Origin of the sequence: Pseudomonas sp. MD330_10 (assembly GCF_042610415.1) — a bacterium.
GTDB lineage: Bacteria > Pseudomonadota > Gammaproteobacteria > Pseudomonadales > Pseudomonadaceae > Aquipseudomonas > Aquipseudomonas rhodesiae.
The window spans coordinates 19545-39027 of the sequence record NZ_JBHGZU010000016.1; the positions used below are offsets into that span (position 1 = coordinate 19545).

A 19483-nucleotide genomic window follows, 5' to 3' on the forward strand; every position below is an offset into this window, starting at 1 on the left:
AGAGGCCAACATGTACATCTATCGATTGGTCCTGCTGTTGGTCGTCGGGATCTACCTGTTTTCCCCCGCCATCATGGATTGGTGGATCGACGCCACCGGCGCCTGGTATCGCCCGTATCTGCTGTGGCTGATCCTGATCGTCGTGACCTTCATCCTGCAGAGCCAAAAAGATGCCGATGAGCTTTAGCCTCACTCAGATGCTGCTGATCAGCGCCGCCTACCTGGCCGCGCTGTTCGGCGTCGCCTGGATCAGTGAGCGCGGGATGATCCCGCGGGCGATCATTCGCCATCCGTTGACCTACACCTTGTCCCTTGGGGTCTACGCAAGCGCCTGGGCGTTCTATGGCACGGTGGGCCTGGCGTATCAGTATGGCTACGGGTTTCTGTCCAGCTACCTCGGCGTATCCGGAGCATTCCTACTGGCGCCGGTGCTGCTGTACCCCATATTAAAAATCACCCGGACTTACCAGCTGTCGTCCCTGGCCGACCTGTTTGCGTTTCGCTTCCGCAGCACCTGGGCCGGTGCGCTAACCACTGTGTTCATGTTGATCGGCGTGTTGCCCTTGCTGGCCTTGCAGATCCAAGCGGTGGCCGACTCCATCAGCATCCTTACCCATGAGCCGGTGCAGCATCGCGTGGCCCTGGCCTTTTGCGCGCTGATCACGCTGTTCACGATTTTCTTCGGTTCACGCCACATCGCCACCCGCGAAAAGCACCAGGGGCTGGTATTCGCGATAGCCTTCGAATCGGTGATCAAGCTGATCGCCATCGGCGGCGTCGGCCTCTATGCGCTCTACGGCGTGTTCGATGGCCCACAACAGTTGGAGCTTTGGCTGCTGCAGAACCAGACTGCCCTCGCTGCCCTGCACACACCTTTGCAGGAAGGCCCGTGGCGCACATTGCTGCTGGTGTTCTTCGCGTCGGCAATCGTGATGCCGCACATGTATCACATGACGTTCACCGAGAACCTCAACCCCCGCGCGCTGGTGAGTGCAAGCTGGGGCCTGCCGCTGTTCCTGCTGTTGATGAGCCTCGCCGTACCGCTGATCCTCTGGGCAGGTCTAAAACTGGGCGCTACGACCAACCCGGAATACTTCACCCTCGGCATTGGCATGGCCGCCAATAGCCCGGCCCTTGCATTGCTGGCCTATGTCGGCGGTCTGTCGGCGGCCAGTGGCCTGATTATCGTCACCACCCTGGCGCTGTCGGGCATGGCGCTCAACCACTTGGTGTTGCCGCTGTACCAGCCACCGGCGGAAGGCAATATCTACCGTTGGCTGAAATGGACACGCCGTGCGCTGATCGTCGCCATCATCATGGCCGGCTACGGCTTCTACCTGATGCTCGGCGCTGGGCAAGACCTGGCCAACCTCGGCATCGTGGCGTTTGTGGCCACCTTGCAGTTCTTGCCGGGGGTGCTGTCGGTGCTGTACTGGCCGACCGCCAACCGTCGTGGTTTTATCGCGGGGCTGCTCGCGGGGATTCTGGTGTGGGTCGTGACCATGCTGCTGCCACTGGTCGGCAACCTCCAAGGCTTCTACATCCCGTTGCTGAATATGATTTACGTATTGGACGACACCAGTTGGCACATGGCCGCGATTGCCTCCCTGGCCGCCAACGTTTTGATGTTTACCCTGATCTCGCTGTTCACCAACGCCAGCCCCGAGGAAACCAGCGCCGCCGAAGCCTGCGCAGTGGACAACGTGCGCCGCCCGCAACGCCGCGAACTGCACGCAGCCTCGCCCCAGGAGTTCGCCACGCAACTGGCCAAACCCCTGGGCGCCAAGGCCGCACAAAAGGAAGTCGAGCAAGCGCTGCGCGATCTTTATTTGCCCTTTGACGAGCGCCGCCCGTATGCGTTGCGCCGCCTGCGCGACCGTATCGAAGCCAACCTGTCCGGCCTGATGGGCCCCAGCGTTTCCCAAGACATGGTCGAAACCTTTCTGCCCTACAAGGCCGGCGGCGAGAACTACGTGACCGAAGATATTCACTTTATCGAGAGCCGCCTGGAGGACTACCACTCGCGCCTCACCGGCCTGGCCGCCGAACTCGATGCGTTACGCCGTTACCACCGCCAGACCCTGCAGGAGTTGCCCATGGGCGTGTGCTCCCTGGCCAAGGATCAAGAGATTCTGATGTGGAACAAGGCCATGGAAGAGCTGACCGGTATCGCCGCGCAGCGCGTAGTGGGCTCGCGCCTCACGACCTTGGGCGAACCGTGGAAAGAGTTGCTGCAGGGTTTTATCAACCTGCCTGATGAGCACTTGCACAAACAGCACCTGGCCCTCGATGGCCAGACCCGCTGGCTCAACCTGCACAAAGCCGCCATCGACGAGCCCCTGGCCCCCGGCAACAGCGGTTTGGTGTTACTCGTGGAAGATTTGACCGAAACCCAGATGCTCGAAGACAAACTGGTGCATTCCGAGCGCCTGGCCAGCATTGGTCGCCTGGCTGCGGGTGTGGCCCACGAGATCGGCAACCCGATCACCGGCATTGCCTGCCTGGCGCAGAACCTGCGCGAAGAACGGGAAGAAGACGGTGAAATCACTGAAATCAGCGGGCAGATCCTTGAACAGACCAAGCGCGTATCGCGCATCGTGCAGTCCTTGATGAGTTTTGCCCATTCCGGCGCTCATCAGAATCAGGACGAGGCGGTGTGCTTGGCTGAGGTCGCGCAGGATGCCATCGGGCTGCTGGCCTTGAACCGACGCAATTTCGAAGTACAGTTCTTCAACCTGTGCGATCCCGATCATTGGGTCGACGGCGACTCGCAACGCCTGGCCCAAGTCCTGATCAACCTGTTGTCCAACGCTCGCGACGCCTCGCCACCCCACAGTGCGGTACGCGTCAAGAGCGAGGCTTTCGAGCATACGATCGACCTGATCGTGGAAGACGAAGGCAGCGGCATTCCACAGAACATCATGGACCGTTTGTTCGAACCCTTCTTCACTACCAAGGACCCAGGTGAAGGCACCGGTCTGGGCCTTGCACTGGTCTATTCCATCGTTGAAGAGCATTATGGACAAATCACCATCGACAGCCCGGCTGACATCGAAAGCCAACGCGGCACCCGTATTCGGGTGACTTTACCGCGTCATGTCGAAGCGACGTCCGCTGTGAACTGAGACCGTCGAGAGAATTGAATCAATGCCGCACATTTTGATCGTCGAAGACGAAACCATTATCCGCTCTGCCTTGCGTCGCCTGCTTGAACGCAATCAGTATCAAGTCAGCGAAGCCGGCTCGGTGCAGGAAGCCCAGGAGCGCTTCAGCATTCCCACGTTCGACTTGATCGTCAGCGACCTGCGCCTGCCCGGGGCGCCCGGCACTGAGTTGATCAAACTCGGCCAAGGCACCCCGGTGCTGATCATGACCAGCTACGCCAGCCTGCGCTCAGCAGTGGACTCCATGAAGATGGGCGCGGTGGACTACATCGCCAAGCCTTTCGACCATGACGAAATGCTCCAGGCAGTGGCCCGCATCCTGCGCGACCGCCAGTCGGCCAGCAGCGCTCCCGCCGAGCAGCGCCCCGCCAGCAAGGCTGCCAACGGCTCAGAAAAGCCTGGCGTCGACAACAGCAACGGCGAGATCGGCATCATCGGCTCCTGCCCCCCGATGCAGGACCTTTACGGCAAGATCCGCAAAGTCGCCCCCACCGACTCCAATGTACTGATCCAGGGTGAATCCGGGACCGGTAAGGAACTGGTGGCCCGCGCCCTGCACAACCTCTCCAAGCGCGCCAAGGCTCCGATGATTTCGGTGAACTGCGCGGCGATCCCAGAATCGCTGATTGAATCCGAACTGTTCGGCCACGAGAAAGGCGCCTTTACCGGCGCCAGCGCTGGACGTGCGGGGCTGGTGGAAGCGGCGGACGGCGGCACGCTGTTCCTCGACGAAATCGGCGAGCTGCCGCTGGAAGCACAGGCGCGGCTGCTGCGAGTACTGCAGGAAGGCGAGATTCGCCGTGTAGGCTCGGTGCAATCGCAAAAGGTGGATGTGCGCCTGATCGCGGCGACCCACCGCGATCTCAAGAGCCTGGCCAAGATCGGCCAGTTCCGTGAAGACTTGTACTATCGCTTGCATGTGATCGCTCTCAAGCTGCCTGCCTTGCGCGAGCGTGGTGCAGACGTCAACGAGATCGCCAATGCCTTCCTGCAGCGCCAGAGCGCGCGCATCAACCGTACCGACCTGAAGTTTGCCCCGGATGCCGAACAGGCCATTCGGCATTACTCATGGCCAGGTAACGTGCGCGAGCTGGAGAACGCCGTGGAACGCGCGGTGATTCTGTCGGAAAGCCCGGAAATTTCCGCTGAGCTGCTGGGCATTGACATCGAACTCAGCGACCTGGAAGACGACGAGTTCATCGGCTTGGCGCCGCAACAGGGCGCGGCCAGTAACACCAGCCATGAGCCGACGGAAGATCTGTCGCTGGAAGATTACTTCCAGCATTTCGTCCTGGAGCATCAGGACCACATGACCGAGACCGAGCTGGCGCGCAAATTAGGCGTGAGCCGCAAGTGCCTGTGGGAACGCCGTCAGCGCTTGGGCATTCCTCGGCGTAAGACCGGCGTGGCCAGCGAGAGCTGAGGGCGCGCCCACCGGTAACACCGGCAAATGTGAAAAAACTGTTACCGCGGACAACCCGCGTAACAAAAGCCGGGGCTTACGGTAACGAAGCCCCGGCTTTTTTTGGCCTGTCAAAAAACCGAAACCTCCTCAACCCCCCGGTTTTGCTGGACGACACAAAAGTTGGCACGCACCCTGCTATATGCTTAGTACAAAAACAATAACAAGCTTTGTACAAGACAATAAAAATAAGACGAATCGACTCACGCATAACAAAAACAACACGGCGGAGGCGCAGCTAACTGATTCTTTTGGAGAGGCGTTGCATTTGGGGCTTGCCCCGCAACCAGGCCGAGAACAACAAAAACTGCCCTAAGGCAGAGCCTGAACTGGTTGGATCGTAGATCAGCAACACAGCGACCAAAGCAATCCGTTTGCTCTTGACTCCCGATTGGGAGTGTCATGAAGGTGAAGCTTCATGGCGAGGGCGATCAACAAAAACAAGAAGCCCGAAATCAATAATAAAAATAGAGCACGCAACTACTTCTGGGGGAGCTTCGGCTCCCCTTGTAGTTTCCGCGATTTGACCTTCCAAAGCTTATGGCGCAATGCCTGCAGCTTGTTCCTACACCATCCCCTGACTAAATGCTAGAATCCCGGCCCATCATGCGGTCATTCTTCGTTTTGGCCGAACATTCCTTCAAACAGTGCATCCCATGCTGAAGAAGCTGTTCCAGTCATTCCGTTCTCCCTTGCGTCGTACGCAACACAAACGCAGCACGCCTGAAGTGCTCAATAGCAGCCAGCATTCGCTGCAACGTGCTCAGTTCAGCCGTTATGCGGTGAATATCGTCGAACGGTTGCAGAACGCCGGCTACCAGGCCTACCTGGTGGGTGGTTGCGTACGCGACATGCTGCTCAACATCACGCCCAAGGACTTCGACGTCGCCACCAGCGCCACGCCCGAACAAGTGCGCGCCGAGTTTCGCAATGCGCGGATCATCGGTCGCCGGTTCAAACTGGTGCATATCCACTTTGGCCGAGAAATCATCGAAGTCGCCACATTCCGCGCCGGGCATCCGCAAAACGATGAAGAGGAAGACACCAACCAGTCTTCCCGAAACGAGAGCGGGCGTATCCTGCGTGACAACGTGTACGGCACCCTGGAAGAAGACGCGCAACGCCGCGATTTCACCATCAACGCCTTGTATTACGACCCGGTCAGCGAGCGCATCCTCGATTACGCCAATGGCGTGCACGATATTCGCAACAACCTGATCCGCCTGATCGGCGACCCGACCCAGCGCTACCAAGAAGACCCGGTACGCATGCTGCGGGCCGTGCGGTTCGCCGCCAAGCTGAACTTCGGGATCGAGAAACACACCGCCGCCCCCATTCGCGACCTGGCGCCGATGCTGCGGGAAATCCCCTCGGCGCGCCTGTTCGAAGAAGTGCTCAAGCTGTTCCTCTCGGGTTACGCGGCCGATACCTTCGAAATGCTCGTCGACCTGCAGTTGTTCGATCCGCTGTTCCCGGCCAGTGCCGAGGCGCTGGAATACAACCCCACCTACACCCACACGCTGATCAGCGAAGCGCTGATCAATACCGACCTGCGCATCAAGCAGAACAAGCCGGTGACACCAGCCTTCCTGTTTGCTGCGCTGTTGTGGCCAGCCCTGCCAAAACGTGTGCTGCGCTTGCAGGAACGGGGCATGCCGCCGATTCCGGCCATGCAGGAAGCCGCTCACGAGTTGATCGCTGAGCAGTGCCAGCGCATTGCGATTCCGAAACGTTTCACCCTGCCGATCCGCGAGATCTGGGACATGCAGGAACGCCTGCCACGCCGCAGCGGCAAACGCGCCGATCTGTTGCTGGACAACCCGCGCTTCCGCGCCGGCTACGATTTCTTGCTATTGCGCGAAAGCGCCGGCGAACAGACCGACGGCCTAGGCGAATGGTGGACCGACTACCAGGATGCCAATGACAGCGAACGCCGCGAGATGATCCGTGAGCTGGGCAGCAAAGGCGATGGTGCTGGCGAAGGGCCGAAAAAGCGTCGTCGCAGCGGTGCCAAGCGCAAACGTAGCGCCACCGATGCATCGGGCACCGCAGGCGAGTAACCGTGGAACGTATCTACATCGGCATGGGCAGCAACCTGGCGGCCCCGGAGCAACAACTGCGCAATGCTGTCCAAGCGCTGGCGCGGTTGCCCGGCACTACCCTCGCCGGGGTGTCCGCCTTCTATCAAAGTGACTCCCTATTGCCCGGCCAACCACGTTACACCAACGCAGTGGCAGCCTTGGACAGCGACCTGGCGCCCCTGGACCTGCTCGACGCGCTGCAAGCTATCGAAAATGACCAAGGCCGCGAACGCCTCGAACGCTGGGGCCCTCGTACCCTTGATCTGGATATCCTGCTGTTTGGCGATCACCTGATCGACCAGCCGCGCCTGAAAGTGCCCCACTACCAGATGCACCTGCGTGCGTTTGTGTTATACCCGTTGGCCGAACTGGCGCCCGCCGCATTGCAATTGCCGGATGGCAGACGCCTCAGCGCCCTGCTCGAAGCCTGCCCGTTTGTCGGCCTGGAACGGCTCCCAGTTGCTGAATCGCGTCAGTAACAGCGGTAACACCGCCGTCGTAACAATGCGGTAACACATCCAATTGACTTCCCGTGTCCTCCTCACGACTATAGGCGTCCCGCTGCCGCCAACCCGGCGCTAAAGGGCGCAATCCAGGCCTTATAAGCACTGCTCTCAAGACGGTGCGCCTGTATAAACGAAGACTCACGCGCGTTACTCGCTGTTTCCAAGCGCCTGAACGAGGACCCTTTTCATGCCAGACATTACCCTGACCACCTTGCAGAGCCTCAAGCTCAAAGGTGAAAAAATCGCCATGCTGACCTGCTATGACGCCACTTTCGCCCACGCCAGTTGCCAGGCCGGGGTCGAGGTGTTGCTGGTGGGCGACTCCCTGGGCATGGTTCTTCAAGGGAATGACAGCACACTGCCTGTGACCACGGATGAACTGGCGTACCACACCGCCAGCGTCAAGCGCGGCAATGATGGTGCGTTAATCATCGCCGACCTGCCGTTCATGGGGTACGCCACCCTCGAACAAACCTTCCTGAACGCCGGAAAACTGATGCAGGCCGGCGCCCACATGGTCAAGGTCGAAGGCGCCGTATGGCTTGCCGAGTCGATCCGCCTGCTGGCTGAGCGCGGCGTGCCGGTATGCGCACACATGGGCCTCACCCCGCAGTCGGTCAATCTGCTCGGCGGCTATAAAGTGCAAGGCCGCCAGGAAGCCCAAGCGCGACAGATGCGTGCCGACGCCATCGCCCTGGAGCAAGCCGGCGCCGCAATGATTCTGCTGGAATGCGTGCCGAGCGAACTGGCCGCTGAAATCACCCAGGCCGTCAAAGTACCAGTGATTGGAATTGGCGCCGGTTCGGCCACCGATGGCCAGGTACTGGTGCTGCACGACATGCTCGGGCTGTCGATCAGCGGCCGGGTTCCGAAGTTCGTCAAAAACTTCATGCTCGGCCAGGACAGCATCCACGCCGCCTTGAGCGCCTATGTCGCCGAAGTCAAAGGCGTGACCTTCCCCGGCGCCGAACACGGATTTTCTGCATGAACACCGTAAAAACCGTACGAGAACTGCGATCGGCCGTGGCCCATGCGCGCAAGGCCGGCAAACGCATCGGCTTTGTGCCCACCATGGGCAACCTGCACAGCGGCCACGCCACGCTGGTGACCAAGGCCGCGCAACAGGCCGAATTCGTGGTGGCGAGTATCTTCGTCAATCCACTGCAATTCGGCGCAGGCGAAGACCTGGATAAATACCCCCGCACCCTGGCCGCCGACCAGGAAAAACTCCTGCAGGCCGGCTGCAACCTGCTGTTCGCGCCGACGGTCGAAGAGATGTACCCCGACGGCATGGCCGGCCAGACCCGCGTCAGTGTCCCGCAATTGTCCGAAGGTCTGTGTGGCGCCAGCCGCCCTGGTCACTTCGAGGGCGTGGCCACGGTAGTCAGCAAGCTGTTCAATATGGTTCAGCCGGACATCGCGGTGTTTGGTCAAAAGGACTACCAGCAACTGGCCGTGATTCGCGCCATGGTGCGCGACCTGAACATGCCGATCCAGATCATCGGCGAACCCACCGTACGCGCCGACGACGGCCTGGCGCTGTCCTCGCGCAACGGTTACCTCAGCGATGAACAACGTGCCATCGCTCCGGTGCTGTACCGCAGCCTCAGCCAGATGGCCGCTGCGATCAAATCCGGCGATCGCGATTTCGCCAGGCTGCGCGCCGAACAGGTGGAGCAGATCGAAGCCGCCGGGTTGCGCCTGGATTACCTGGAAGTGCGTCAGGGCGTAAATCTGCGCTCGGCCACGGCCGAAGACCGTGACCTGGTGATTCTGGTCGCCGCCTATCTGGGCGCAACCCGCCTGATCGACAACCTGCACCTGACCCTCGACTGACCCTGCCGACACCCCGCCATTGCTCCGCCCGCTGTGCCGGTATAAAAAAGTACCGGCTACAGCACAGACAAAGCCAAGACATATGCCCACGCTAGGTTTAATGTAATCGCCCTGCGCTATGGTTAGCGCTATCTGGAACCCAGCCCCTGATAAAAGACTGGATGTTCCGGGCTTTGAAGTGTCCTAAAGGCAGTCCCCGTAATAAAAGGAAACCCGCAGCGATGGCGTACTACCGCACTCCTCATGACGTTACCGCTCTGCCCGCCTGGCAAGCGCTCACTCAACACCGCCAAGCCATGCAGGATTTCAGCATGCGCGAAGCGTTCAATGCCGATCCCCAGCGTTTTTCCCAATTCACCTTGAGCAGCTGCGGACTTTTCCTCGATTACTCGAAAAACCTGATCACCAGCGAAACCCGTGACCTGCTGGTGGCCCTGGCCAAGGAAGTCAATCTCAAGGGCGCCATCGATTCGCTGTATGCCGGCGACCCAGTCAACTCGTCCGAAGGCCGCCCGGCCCTGCACACGGCCCTGCGCCGTCCGGTGGGCGACAAGTTGTCGGTCAACGGCGTGAACATCATGCCGGACGTGCACAAAGTGCTGAATCAGATCACTGATCTGGTCGGCCGCATCCATGACGGCTTGTGGCGTGGCTACACCGAAAAACCGATCACCGACGTGGTGAACATCGGTATCGGTGGCTCGTTCCTCGGCCCGGAGCTGGTCTCCGAAGCCCTGCTGTCCTACGCTCATAAGGGCGTACGCTGCCATTACCTGGCGAACATCGACGGCAGTGAGTTCCACGAACTGACCATGAAGCTGCGCGCCGAGACCACGCTGTTTATCGTCTCGTCGAAATCCTTCAACACCCTGGAAACCTTGAAGAACGCCCAGGCCGCACGCGCATGGTACCTGGCCCAGGGTGGCTCGGAAGCCGAGCTGTATCGCCACTTTATTGCAGTGTCGAGCAACAACGCGGCAGCTGTGGCCTTCGGTATCCGCGAAGAAAACATCTTCCCGATGTGGGACTGGGTCGGCGGCCGTTACTCGCTGTGGTCGGCCATCGGCTTGCCCATCGCCCTGGCCATCGGTATGTCCAACTTCAAGGAATTGCTGTCCGGCGCCTACACCATGGACCAGCATTTCCAGAACGCACCGTTCGAAGCCAACATGCCCGTGCTGCTGGGCCTTTTGGGCGTGTGGTACGGCAATTTCTGGGGTGCGCAGAGCCATGCGATCCTGCCGTACGACCACTATCTGCGTAACATCACCAAGCACTTGCAACAGTTGGACATGGAATCCAACGGCAAGAGCGTGCGCCAGGACGGCACGCCGGTGTCCACCGACACAGGCCCGGTGATCTGGGGCGGCGTGGGGTGCAACGGTCAACACGCGTACCACCAGTTGCTGCACCAAGGGACTCAGTTGATTCCGGCCGACTTCATCGTGCCGATTGTCAGCTTCAACCCTGTGTCCGATCACCATCAGTGGCTGTACGCCAACTGCCTGTCTCAAAGCCAGGCGCTGATGCTCGGCAAAACCCGCAGCGAAGCCGAAGCCGAGTTGCGTGACAAGGGCATCGCCGAGGAAGAGGTGCAGAAGCTGGCGCCGCATAAGGTGATCCCAGGCAACCGTCCGAGCAACACGTTGGTGGTCGAGCGCATCAGCCCGCGTCGCCTGGGTGCTCTAGTCGCCATGTATGAGCACAAAGTGTTTGTACAAAGTGTGATCTGGGGTATCAACGCTTTCGACCAATGGGGTGTGGAGCTGGGTAAAGAACTGGGCAAGGGCGTGTACAACCGCCTGACCGGTGCCGAAGAAACCTCGGCCGAGGATGCTTCGACCCAGGGCCTGATCAACTACTTCCGCGGGCGTCACCGCGGCTGATCGCACTGCCCGCAAGGCCAACGTCCGTTTGGACGTTGGCCTTGCCCCCCTCCCCACGCTGGGTGCATCTTTATGCCTTGTCCCGACAACAAGAATAAGGACCGCTCATGTTCGATATCAGCACGTTTCCCGCCGCCGATGCCGTCCGCCGGGCAGCACAACTCAGTCAAGAGGACTATCAGCGCCTCTACCGCCAATCCATCGAGCAACCCGATACTTTTTGGGCCGAGCAGGCCAGCGCTTTTCTCGACTGGATAACCCCATGGCATACCGTCCAACTGTCAGATATCAACACCGGTGCCGCCCATTGGTTCGCCGGCGGCCAGTTGAACGTCAGCTATAACTGCATCGATCGCCACCTCCAGCACCGCGCTGATCAGCCGGCCTTCATCTGGGAGGGCGACGATCCGACAAACTCCAGCAAGATCACCTACCGCCAACTGCACCAGAACGTTTGCCGCCTGGCCAACGTGCTGAAAAGCCGTGGCGTGAAGAAAGGTGACCGGGTGTGCATCTACATGCCCATGATCCCCGAAGCCGCCTACGCCATGCTGGCCTGCACGCGCATCGGCGCAGTGCACTCGGTCGTGTTCGGTGGATTCTCGCCGGATGCCCTGCGCGACCGCATCCTGGACGCCGATTGCCGCACCGTGATCACCGCCGACGAGGGTGTGCGCGGCGGCAAGCCGGTGGCGCTGAAAAACAATGTCGACAAAGCCCTGGCCAGTTGCCCGCGTGTGAGCACCGTGCTGGTTGTGCAACGTACCGGCGCGTCCGTGAATTGGAGCGACGGCCGTGACCTGAAATATCAAGAAACCCTGGCCGCCGCCAGCGATGATTGCCCGCCCGAGCCCATGGACGCCGAAGACCCGCTGTTCATCCTGTACACCTCCGGCAGCACCGGCAAACCCAAGGGCGTGCTGCACACCACCGGGGGCTACCTGCTGCAAGCGGCGATGACCTTCAAGTACGTGCTCGACTACCGCGACGGCGAAGTCTTCTGGTGCACCGCCGATGTCGGCTGGGTCACCGGCCACAGCTACATAGTGTATGGACCGCTGGCCAACGGCGCCACCTCGCTGATGTTCGAAGGCGTCCCCAGCTACCCGGACAGCTCGCGCTTCTGGCAAGTGATCGACAAGCACCAGGTGAATATCTTCTACACCGCCCCCACCGCGTTACGCGCCTTGATGCGTGAGGGACACGGCCCGCTGGAAAGCACTTCCCGCGCCAGCCTGCGCCTGCTGGGCAGCGTAGGCGAGCCCATCAACCCGGAAGCCTGGGACTGGTACTTCAACGCCGTGGGCGAACAACGTTGCCCGATTGTCGATACCTGGTGGCAGACCGAAACCGGCGGCATCATGCTCAGCCCGCTGGTCAGTGCCCAGCGCATCAAACCCGGCTGCGCTACTCAGCCGATGTTTGGCGTACAGCCGGTACTGCTGGACGAACACGGCCGCCCTTTCACTGGCCCAGGCAGCGGCGTGCTGGCAATCCAGGCCAGCTGGCCGGGGCAGATCCGCAGCGTCTACGGCGATCCGCAACGCATGATCGACACTTATTTCAAACCCTACCCCGGCTATTACTTCACCGGCGACGGCGCGCGGCGCGATGAGGATGGCGATTACTGGATCACCGGGCGTATCGATGATGTGATCAACGTCTCCGGTCATCGGATCGGTACTGCCGAAGTGGAGAGCGCTCTGGTTCTACACGACCAAGTGGCCGAAGCCGCAGTGGTGGGCTATCCCCATGATGTGAAGGGTCAGGGCATCTATGCGTTTGTCACGCCCATGAACGGCGTGGAGCCCAGCGATTCGCTGAAAAAACACCTGTTGGAACTGGTCAGCCAGGAAATCGGCAGCTTTGCCAAGCCGGAACTGCTCCAATGGGCACCGGCCCTGCCGAAAACCCGCTCCGGCAAGATCATGCGCAGAATTCTGCGCAAGATTGCCTGCAACGAGCTGGACAGCCTCGGCGACACCTCAACCCTGGCCGACCCCAGCGTAGTGGACGGCCTGATCGACAAACGCTTGAACCGGTAGGAAGCCTCACGTCGCCATGGAATTTATCCGCAGCCGTATCGAAAGCCAGTTGATGAGTCTGACGGGGCTGTCACTGGGCCAGTTGGACTTGGAGAACCCCAAGGGCGATCCAGGCCTGTTCGGGCCGGATTCGATCAGTTGGCAAGTGCATGGCGACTTCAGCAGCATGCTGATCGGCGGGATCAGCGCATTGATGCTGCAAGCCCTGCACCCCCTGGCGCTGGCCGGAGTGTGGGACCACTCGAACTTTCGCCAGGACATGCTTGGACGTCTGCGACGTACCTCGCAGTTCATTTCCGGCACCACCTTCGGCGCACGCAAGGACGCTGATTGGCTGATCGAGAAAGTGCGCACCATCCACCTGCAAGTGGTCGGCCACGCCCCGGACGGGCGCCCCTACGCGGCGAGCGATCCGGCGCTGCTGACGTGGGTGCATGTGGCGGAAGTGAGCAACTTTCTCGCCGCCCATCTGCGCTATCGCAACCCACGCCTCTCAGGCGCCGATCAGGACCGTTACTACAGCGAGATTGCGCTGGTCGCCGAACGCTTGGGCGCGCAGAACGTACCGCGTTCCAGGCAGGAAATTTCTGAGTATCTAGAGCGCATCCGCCCCGAACTGCTATGCGACGAGCGCAGCCGGGAAGTGCTACGCCTGCTGCTCAATGCGCCCGCGCCCAGCCCCTTGGCCAAGCCGTTTGGCGCTTTGATGATGCAGGCCGGCATCGACCTGCTGCCGGATTGGGCCAGTGAAATGCTCGATCAGCATCAGAGCCCGCTGCAGCGCCGGATGATCCGAGCCGGGGTCAAGCGCAGCGCACCGTTGCTACGCTGGGCGATGCGCGATGGTTCGGTGCAGCGCGCCCATCGACGGATGGGGTTGCTGTAGGCCGCATCCCTTAGCTGGTAGACTTCGCGCCCTCATTGCCCACATTTACCTAAAGCAAGGCGCGCTCCATGTCTCCCCTGAACCAGGCGCTGCGCGCCGCCCTCGACCATCGCCAAGACTTGATCCACGAGCTGCATGCTCAAGGCACCGATTGCTACCGACTGTTTCACGGCAGCCAGGAAGGCGCCGGCGGCTTGACCATCGACCGCTATGGCCCGCAGTTGCTGGTGCAGAGTTTCCATCAGTCGCTGCAAGCATCCGACTTGCTGGACCTGCATCGACAGATCAACCAGCACATGGGCATGGAGTTGCTGCTGGTGTACAACGACCGTTCCCGAGGCAACTCGCGGATCGATCGCGAAGACTCCGTGTACCGCGCCGACCCCGTCGCTCTGCAAGACCTGGTCGGCCACGAGTGGGGCCTCAATTACCGTGTGCGCGGACGGCATGCCGGACAAGACCCGCTGTTGTTTCTCGATCTGCGCAACACACGTGGCTGGGTCAAAGAACACGCCGCCGGCAAGAGCGTGCTGAACCTGTTCGCTTACACCTGCGGTGTGGGCCTGAGCGCCGCCGCTGGGGGTGCTCGGGAGGTGTGCAACTTGGACTTCGCCGAAGGCAACCTGGCGGTCGGGCGCGAAAATGGCCAGCTCAACCCCCACCTGCAAACGATGAACTTCGTGCAATCGGACTACTTCCCCGCCATTCGCCAATTGGCCGGCCTGCCGATCACTCAGCGTCGCGGGCAGAAACTGCCCAGCTACCCGCGCCTGGAGCAGCGCCAATACGACCTGGTATTGCTCGACCCACCCGCCTGGGCCAAGAGCGCCTTTGGCACCGTCGACCTGCTCCGCGACTATCAAAGCCTGCTCAAACCCGCCCTGCTCACCACCGCCGATAACGGCGTGCTGATCTGCTGCAATAACTTGGCAAAGGTCAGCATGGACGACTGGCGTGAACAGGTGCTGCGCTGCGCGGAAAAAGCCGGGCGCCCTGTACGTGATTGGAAAGTGATGACTCCGGGCGCGGATTTCCCATCGCAAGATCAACAGCCGCCCCTGAAAACGCTGATCCTGCAGCTGTAAGATTCGTCCCAAACGCCCGGCTCTTCGGAACCGAAAACCCGTGCCATACTCCAAGGCACTCCTTGTTCGACATAGATGGCGTCACCCATGCCCAAAGGATTGATCCGCGCCGCCGGCGCCTTGTTGACTGCCCTGGCCTTGTACAGCTTGCTGGGCTTTTTGATCCTCCCCGGCATTGGCCTTCGCATTGCCAACCAACAATTGGCCGAGTACGCCACAGTGCCGGCACGCATCGAGCGGATCGAACTGAACCCGTTCAGCCTTGAGCTGACGGTCTGGGGCCTGAAAATAGGTGACCCGGGCAAGGAGCAGCTGGGCTTCGAGCGTCTGTATGCCAACCTTCAGGTCGACAGCCTTTGGACCCGCGCCCTGCATCTGGCCGAAGTGCAACTGGACAAGCCCAAGACCGAATTGCTGTTCAACAAATCCGGCCAATTGAACCTGGCGCAGTTGTTCAAACTACCACCCAGTGAGCCAACACCGACTGATCCTGACGCCAAGCCCTTCCCGCTGCGTGTGGACAACATCAAACTGGCCGGTGGCTATTTGCACTTTGAGGACTTGCGCCCCAGCGAGCCCATCGAATTCCTCTACGACAAACTCGACTTCGAACTGAAGAACCTCAGCACCCTGCCTGAGGACAATGCCGACATGACCCTGGTCGCGGCCGGCCCCGAGGGCGGGCATATCGACTGGAAAGGCAATTTCAGCCTGGTGCCGATCACGTCCCAGGGCACCCTGAAGGTCACCGACGGCAAAATGAAAGCCTGGTGGCCGTATGTGCGCGACGCACTGCCCTTGGTGCTTGAAGATGGCGTACTCAATTTCAGCACCGAATACACCCTCAGCCTGGCCAAAGATACCCAACTGAACCTCACCAACACCGCCGCCAGTATCGCGCCGTTTGCCATCAAGGCGCCGGACGGCCGGCCACTGGTGCGATTGGAGCGTCTGGACGTCAGCGACACCACCGTGGACCTGGCGAAACAGCAAGTAGTCGTCGGCAAAATCCGCAGCAATAAGCTCGAAACCTGGGCCGCGCGTGAGGCTGACGGGCAACTGGACTGGCAAAAACTGTTCGCCAGCCAACCGAGCAAACCGGCCAAGGCACGGGAGCCGGCCAGCGCCCCTGCCACCGCCGACTCGCCCAAGGCAGAACCCGCCGCGCCCAGCAAGCCATGGCAAGTGCTGCTCAAGGATGTGCAATTGCGCAACTACCAAGTGCACCTGGCTGATCGTCAGGCCAAGCCTGCGGTCGCACTGGAACTGGGCCCGCTGAACGTCGACATGCAGAACTTCGACAGCCTCAACGGCAGCCCCTTCAACCTGAAAATCGATAGCGGCTTGGGCAAACAGGGCAAGCTGCAGGCCATTGGTGAGGTCAACCTCAACCCGGTCAGCGCCAGATTGAAAGTCACGACCCAGGACATCGACCTGCGTGTCGCCCAGTCCTATATCAGCCCCTTCATACGCCTGGAACTGCGTAGCGGCATGCTCGGCAGCAATCTGGACGTCAACCTCAAGAGCACCGAACCGCTGGCACTCCAAGTCACTGGCCGGGCTCAGGTCGACCAACTGCACACCCTCGATACGCTGAAGACCCGCGACTTTCTCAAGTGGCAGCGTCTGGTACTCGAAGGCGTGAATTACCAACATGGCCAAAGCCTGTCGATCGATAAGGTCAACCTGCTGCAGCCCTACGCCCGTTTCATGATCAACGATGATCGCACCACCAACGTTGATGACCTGCTGATTCCGCAGCCGGCGGACACTGGCGCCAAGTCGACAGCCAAACCGGCTGCGAGCAAAGACAAGCCGCTGGGCATTCGCATTGGGCAGATTGCGATCAACGACGGCTCGGCCAACTTTGCCGACTTCAGCCTCACGCCTAACTTCGCCACGGCGATTCAACAGCTCAACGGCCAGATCGGTACCATCGACAGCCGCCAGGCCAAGCCTGCCAGCGTCGACATCAAGGGTAAGGTCGACCGCTATGCGCCCGTGACGATCAAAGGCAGTGTCAACCCGTTCGATCCGATGGCGGCGCTGGACATCGCCACCAGCTTCAAGCGGGTCGAACTGACCACCCTCACACCTTACTCAGGCAAGTTCGCCGGTTTCCGTATCCGCAAGGGCCGCCTGAACCTCGACTTGCATTACGTGATCACCAAAGGCCAACTGAAAGCCGAAAACAAAGTAGTGGTCGAACAGCTGCAATTGGGGGAAAAAGTCGACAGTGCCGATGCGGTGGATTTACCGATTCGTCTGGCCATCGCACTGCTCAAAGACAGTGACGGCAAGATATCCATCGAGCTGCCCGTCAGTGGCGACCTCAACAATCCCCAATTCAGCGTTATGCCGATCGTTTGGCAGACCCTGCGAAACCTGGTGGTTCGCGCCGCCACGGCGCCTTTTAAATTCATTGGCGGGCTGGTCACCGGCGGTGGTGCCGAAGACTTGGGCAACGTCTCGTTCGCACCGGGCTCCAGCGAATTGAGCAAGGACGCCGAAGGCGCGCTGAATAAACTGGCCACAGCGCTTAAAGAACGCCCTACCCTGCGCCTGGAAATCGAAGGCACTGCCGCCGCCAGCAGCGACGGGCCATTCCTGGCTGAACAACGTCTGGAGCGCGAATACCAATACAACTACTACAAGATGCTGCAGCGTCGGGGAGACAAAGTCCCGGCCCAGGCCTCATTGCTGCAAGTACCGGAAAGCGAGAAAGCGCCCCTGCTGGAAGGCATCTACCGAACCCGCTTGAAACAGCAGCCGCCCGCGGAGTGGAAAGACCTGAGCCGAGACGAGCGTTCGGCGAAGCTTAAGGACGGCGTGATCAAGTTCTGGAGTACCAGTGATGTGCTGTTGCGCCAATTGGGTCAAGACCGTGCCAGCACTATCAAGGACTACTTGGTGGATAAAGGGCAATTGGAAGACGATCGGGTTTACTTCATTGATGCGCAGTTAGGCCAGGCTGAAAAAGACGGTAGCGTGGTGACGCCAATGCATCTGGATGCCGAGTAGTGAGGGGGCGTATCTAGGCGCATTGTGGCTGGGGCCGTGCTCGTAGTGTCCGTCTGGCCCCAAAGACGATGATGCCTACCTCACGCCAAGTCACAGTCTTGGCGTACTTTGAAGGAAGCCCTCAAACGGCTGCAGGCGCAGCCGGTAATTGAGATCAGTCAGCTACCGCAGCCTACGTGGAATGGCGACTAACTAAGGCACGTTAGCTGGACCGACGCCATCAACGCACTGGCGACTCTTGACCCATAGCCCAAACTGCTTCATTACCTCAATAACCGGCTCTAACCGCCGTCCGTCGAGTGTGAGTTCATATTCAACCGTGACGGGCACGGTGGGAAATACTGTACGTTTTACGAGACCTGCTTCCTCAAGGGCGCGTAAATCGAGGGTTAACATTCGTTGGGAAATAGCGGGGATGTCCCGCCTAAGCGCATTAAAGCGCTTTGGCCCATCGAGCAGGTATGAGGCAAGGAGCAGACGCCAGCGACCACCGAGCAAGCGCATCGCTTCTTCGACCGAGCAGCCAGATATATTGTCTTTCATGGTCAAAATCCTAAACGCATGTAGGTATATTTTTTGTACCTATACTACAAAATAGTGCGTTCTTCCTATTTTATACCTGACATCTAGAATGAGCTGAAGCCACCTCTGTGTTGGAATTGAAAGCGCTCACTCATGCTCTGGAGTCTGTAAATGAAGCTGTACTACATCCCCGCATCCTGCTCCTTATCGCCCCATATCGTCATGAATGAGCTTGGTCTCGACGCCACGCTGGTTAAAGTCGATCACAAGGAACACCTCACCGAATCAGGTGCCGATTACCTCGAGGTAAACAGCTTTGGTTATGTGCCCGCAATCGAGCTGGACGACGGCACTATCCTGCGTGAAGGCCCAGCGATCCTGCAGTATTTGGGTGACCTGAGGCCGGAGATTGGGCTTGTTCCCCCCCATGGCACCCTTGATCGATACCGACTTCAAGAATGGCTGAGTTTCCTGACGTCTGAGATTCACAAAGGATTCATTCCGCTGTTGTACTCCACACTCGCAGGTAAATACGTAGACACTGCCAAGCCGAAGTTGGAGAAGCGCTTCGCCTGGATTGACGAACAGTTGAGTACTCGCCCATACCTCATGGGTGATTCCTTCACTGTGGCGGATGCCTATTTGTTCGCATTGACAGGCTGGGGGCAGGCCGCGTGGCTGACCAGTTATTACAAAGCCGACATTCACTTCGACAATTTGCCTAATCTACATGCCTGGTATGACCGGGTTAAAGTGCGTCCTGCCGTTCAAAAAGCGTTGCAAGAAGAAGGACTTGCGTGAACGTGGGTGCAGGCCGAATCGAGATAGCTATGGACAATCAATGCCAGCTCCCCCGGTGCAATAGGCTCGCTTATTGCAGTCGGCCTTAAAATAGAACAGGCCCCGACACAAAGTGCCGGGGCCTGTAATGACCACATCCGTGTAGTCGGTCGCATGAATCTCAGAGGTGCATTGAGTGGATATCTAAC

At 59.8% G+C, this 19483-nt stretch carries 14 protein-coding genes; 13 read left to right on the forward strand and 1 reads right to left on the reverse strand.

Translation table 11 applies throughout. The features are described 5' to 3' along the window. Nucleotides 1-10: 10 nt before the first annotated feature. From ACFZPT_RS20950 to ACFZPT_RS21005, 12 genes are all read left to right on the forward strand, one after another. Entirely contained in the window at nt 11-187 is a 177-nt protein-coding gene (locus ACFZPT_RS20950; protein ID WP_003176118.1) for a hypothetical protein, read from the forward strand. Next, complete coding sequence (locus tag ACFZPT_RS20955) at nt 171-3125, forward strand: sensor histidine kinase (protein ID WP_177449823.1); 2955 nt, start codon at nt 171-173, stop codon at nt 3123-3125. The genes ACFZPT_RS20950 and ACFZPT_RS20955 overlap by 17 nt, the downstream gene beginning before the upstream one ends. A 22-nt stretch (nt 3126-3147) precedes the next feature. Next, nucleotides 3148-4587 carry a sigma-54 dependent transcriptional regulator gene (locus ACFZPT_RS20960; protein WP_034100681.1) on the forward strand — a complete coding sequence of 480 codons (1440 nt, stop codon included), beginning with the start codon at nt 3148-3150 and terminating at the stop codon, nt 4585-4587. Between the two features lie 695 nt (nt 4588-5282). Beyond that, nucleotides 5283-6686: a polynucleotide adenylyltransferase PcnB gene (locus ACFZPT_RS20965; RefSeq protein ID WP_034115095.1), complete on the forward strand. Its 1404-nt coding sequence runs from the start codon at nt 5283-5285 to the stop codon at nt 6684-6686. Between the two features lie 2 nt (nt 6687-6688). Beyond that, nucleotides 6689-7186: a 2-amino-4-hydroxy-6-hydroxymethyldihydropteridine diphosphokinase gene (gene folK, locus ACFZPT_RS20970; RefSeq protein WP_034100686.1), complete on the forward strand. Its 498-nt coding sequence runs from the start codon at nt 6689-6691 to the stop codon at nt 7184-7186. 214 nt (nt 7187-7400) lie between these two features. Then, entirely contained in the window at nt 7401-8201 is an 801-nt protein-coding gene (gene panB, locus ACFZPT_RS20975) for a 3-methyl-2-oxobutanoate hydroxymethyltransferase (RefSeq protein ID WP_034115096.1), read from the forward strand. Further along, nucleotides 8198-9049 (forward strand): pantoate--beta-alanine ligase, encoded by an 852-nt coding sequence (gene panC, locus ACFZPT_RS20980; protein WP_034100690.1) that lies wholly within the window; start codon nt 8198-8200, stop codon nt 9047-9049. Before panB ends, panC begins: the two co-directional genes overlap by 4 nt. 221 nt (nt 9050-9270) lie before the next feature. After that, complete coding sequence (gene pgi / locus ACFZPT_RS20985; protein WP_034100692.1) at nt 9271-10935, forward strand: glucose-6-phosphate isomerase; 1665 nt, start codon at nt 9271-9273, stop codon at nt 10933-10935. A gap of 107 nt (nt 10936-11042) precedes the next feature. Beyond that, a complete protein-coding gene (acs, locus tag ACFZPT_RS20990) occupies nt 11043-12980 on the forward strand; it encodes an acetate--CoA ligase (RefSeq protein ID WP_034115097.1) in 1938 nt (645 codons plus the stop codon). Nucleotides 12981-12996: 16 nt separating this feature from the next. After that, nucleotides 12997-13866 carry an oxygenase MpaB family protein gene (locus ACFZPT_RS20995; protein WP_034115098.1) on the forward strand — a complete coding sequence of 290 codons (870 nt, stop codon included), beginning with the start codon at nt 12997-12999 and terminating at the stop codon, nt 13864-13866. 68 nt (nt 13867-13934) lie between these two features. Next, a complete protein-coding gene (locus ACFZPT_RS21000) occupies nt 13935-14951 on the forward strand; it encodes a class I SAM-dependent rRNA methyltransferase (protein ID WP_034115099.1) in 1017 nt (338 codons plus the stop codon). Nucleotides 14952-15038: 87 nt separating this feature from the next. Then, nucleotides 15039-17972, forward strand: a complete 2934-nt coding sequence (locus tag ACFZPT_RS21005; RefSeq protein WP_034115100.1) for a DUF748 domain-containing protein — start codon at nt 15039-15041, stop codon at nt 17970-17972. A 192-nt stretch (nt 17973-18164) separates the two neighbouring features. On the opposite strand, the gene ACFZPT_RS21010 is transcribed toward ACFZPT_RS21005, so the two are convergent. Further along, the gene (locus ACFZPT_RS21010) at nt 18165-18515 is read right to left on the reverse strand and encodes a helix-turn-helix domain-containing protein (RefSeq protein ID WP_034115101.1); all 351 of its coding nucleotides are present in this window, start codon (nt 18513-18515) and stop codon (nt 18165-18167) included. Nucleotides 18516-18665: 150 nt separating this feature from the next. On the opposite strand from ACFZPT_RS21010, the gene gstA reads away from it, so the two are divergent. Then, complete coding sequence (gstA, locus tag ACFZPT_RS21015) at nt 18666-19295, forward strand: glutathione transferase GstA (RefSeq protein ID WP_034115102.1); 630 nt, start codon at nt 18666-18668, stop codon at nt 19293-19295. Nucleotides 19296-19483 lie beyond the last annotated feature (188 nt).

Coding starts and splice junctions, on each gene's coding strand:
- ACFZPT_RS20950 (WP_003176118.1), top strand. CDS start 11: ATGTACATCTATCGATTGGTCCTGCTGTTGGTCGTCGGGATCTACCTG.
- ACFZPT_RS20955 (WP_177449823.1), top strand. CDS start 171: ATGCCGATGAGCTTTAGCCTCACTCAGATGCTGCTGATCAGCGCCGCC.
- ACFZPT_RS20960 (WP_034100681.1), top strand. CDS start 3,148: ATGCCGCACATTTTGATCGTCGAAGACGAAACCATTATCCGCTCTGCC.
- ACFZPT_RS20965 (WP_034115095.1), top strand. CDS start 5,283: ATGCTGAAGAAGCTGTTCCAGTCATTCCGTTCTCCCTTGCGTCGTACG.
- panB (WP_034115096.1), top strand. CDS start 7,401: ATGCCAGACATTACCCTGACCACCTTGCAGAGCCTCAAGCTCAAAGGT.
- panC (WP_034100690.1), top strand. CDS start 8,198: ATGAACACCGTAAAAACCGTACGAGAACTGCGATCGGCCGTGGCCCAT.
- pgi (WP_034100692.1), top strand. CDS start 9,271: ATGGCGTACTACCGCACTCCTCATGACGTTACCGCTCTGCCCGCCTGG.
- acs (WP_034115097.1), top strand. CDS start 11,043: ATGTTCGATATCAGCACGTTTCCCGCCGCCGATGCCGTCCGCCGGGCA.
- ACFZPT_RS20995 (WP_034115098.1), top strand. CDS start 12,997: ATGGAATTTATCCGCAGCCGTATCGAAAGCCAGTTGATGAGTCTGACG.
- ACFZPT_RS21000 (WP_034115099.1), top strand. CDS start 13,935: ATGTCTCCCCTGAACCAGGCGCTGCGCGCCGCCCTCGACCATCGCCAA.
- ACFZPT_RS21005 (WP_034115100.1), top strand. CDS start 15,039: ATGCCCAAAGGATTGATCCGCGCCGCCGGCGCCTTGTTGACTGCCCTG.
- ACFZPT_RS21010 (WP_034115101.1), bottom strand. CDS start 18,515: ATGAAAGACAATATATCTGGCTGCTCGGTCGAAGAAGCGATGCGCTTG.
- gstA (WP_034115102.1), top strand. CDS start 18,666: ATGAAGCTGTACTACATCCCCGCATCCTGCTCCTTATCGCCCCATATC.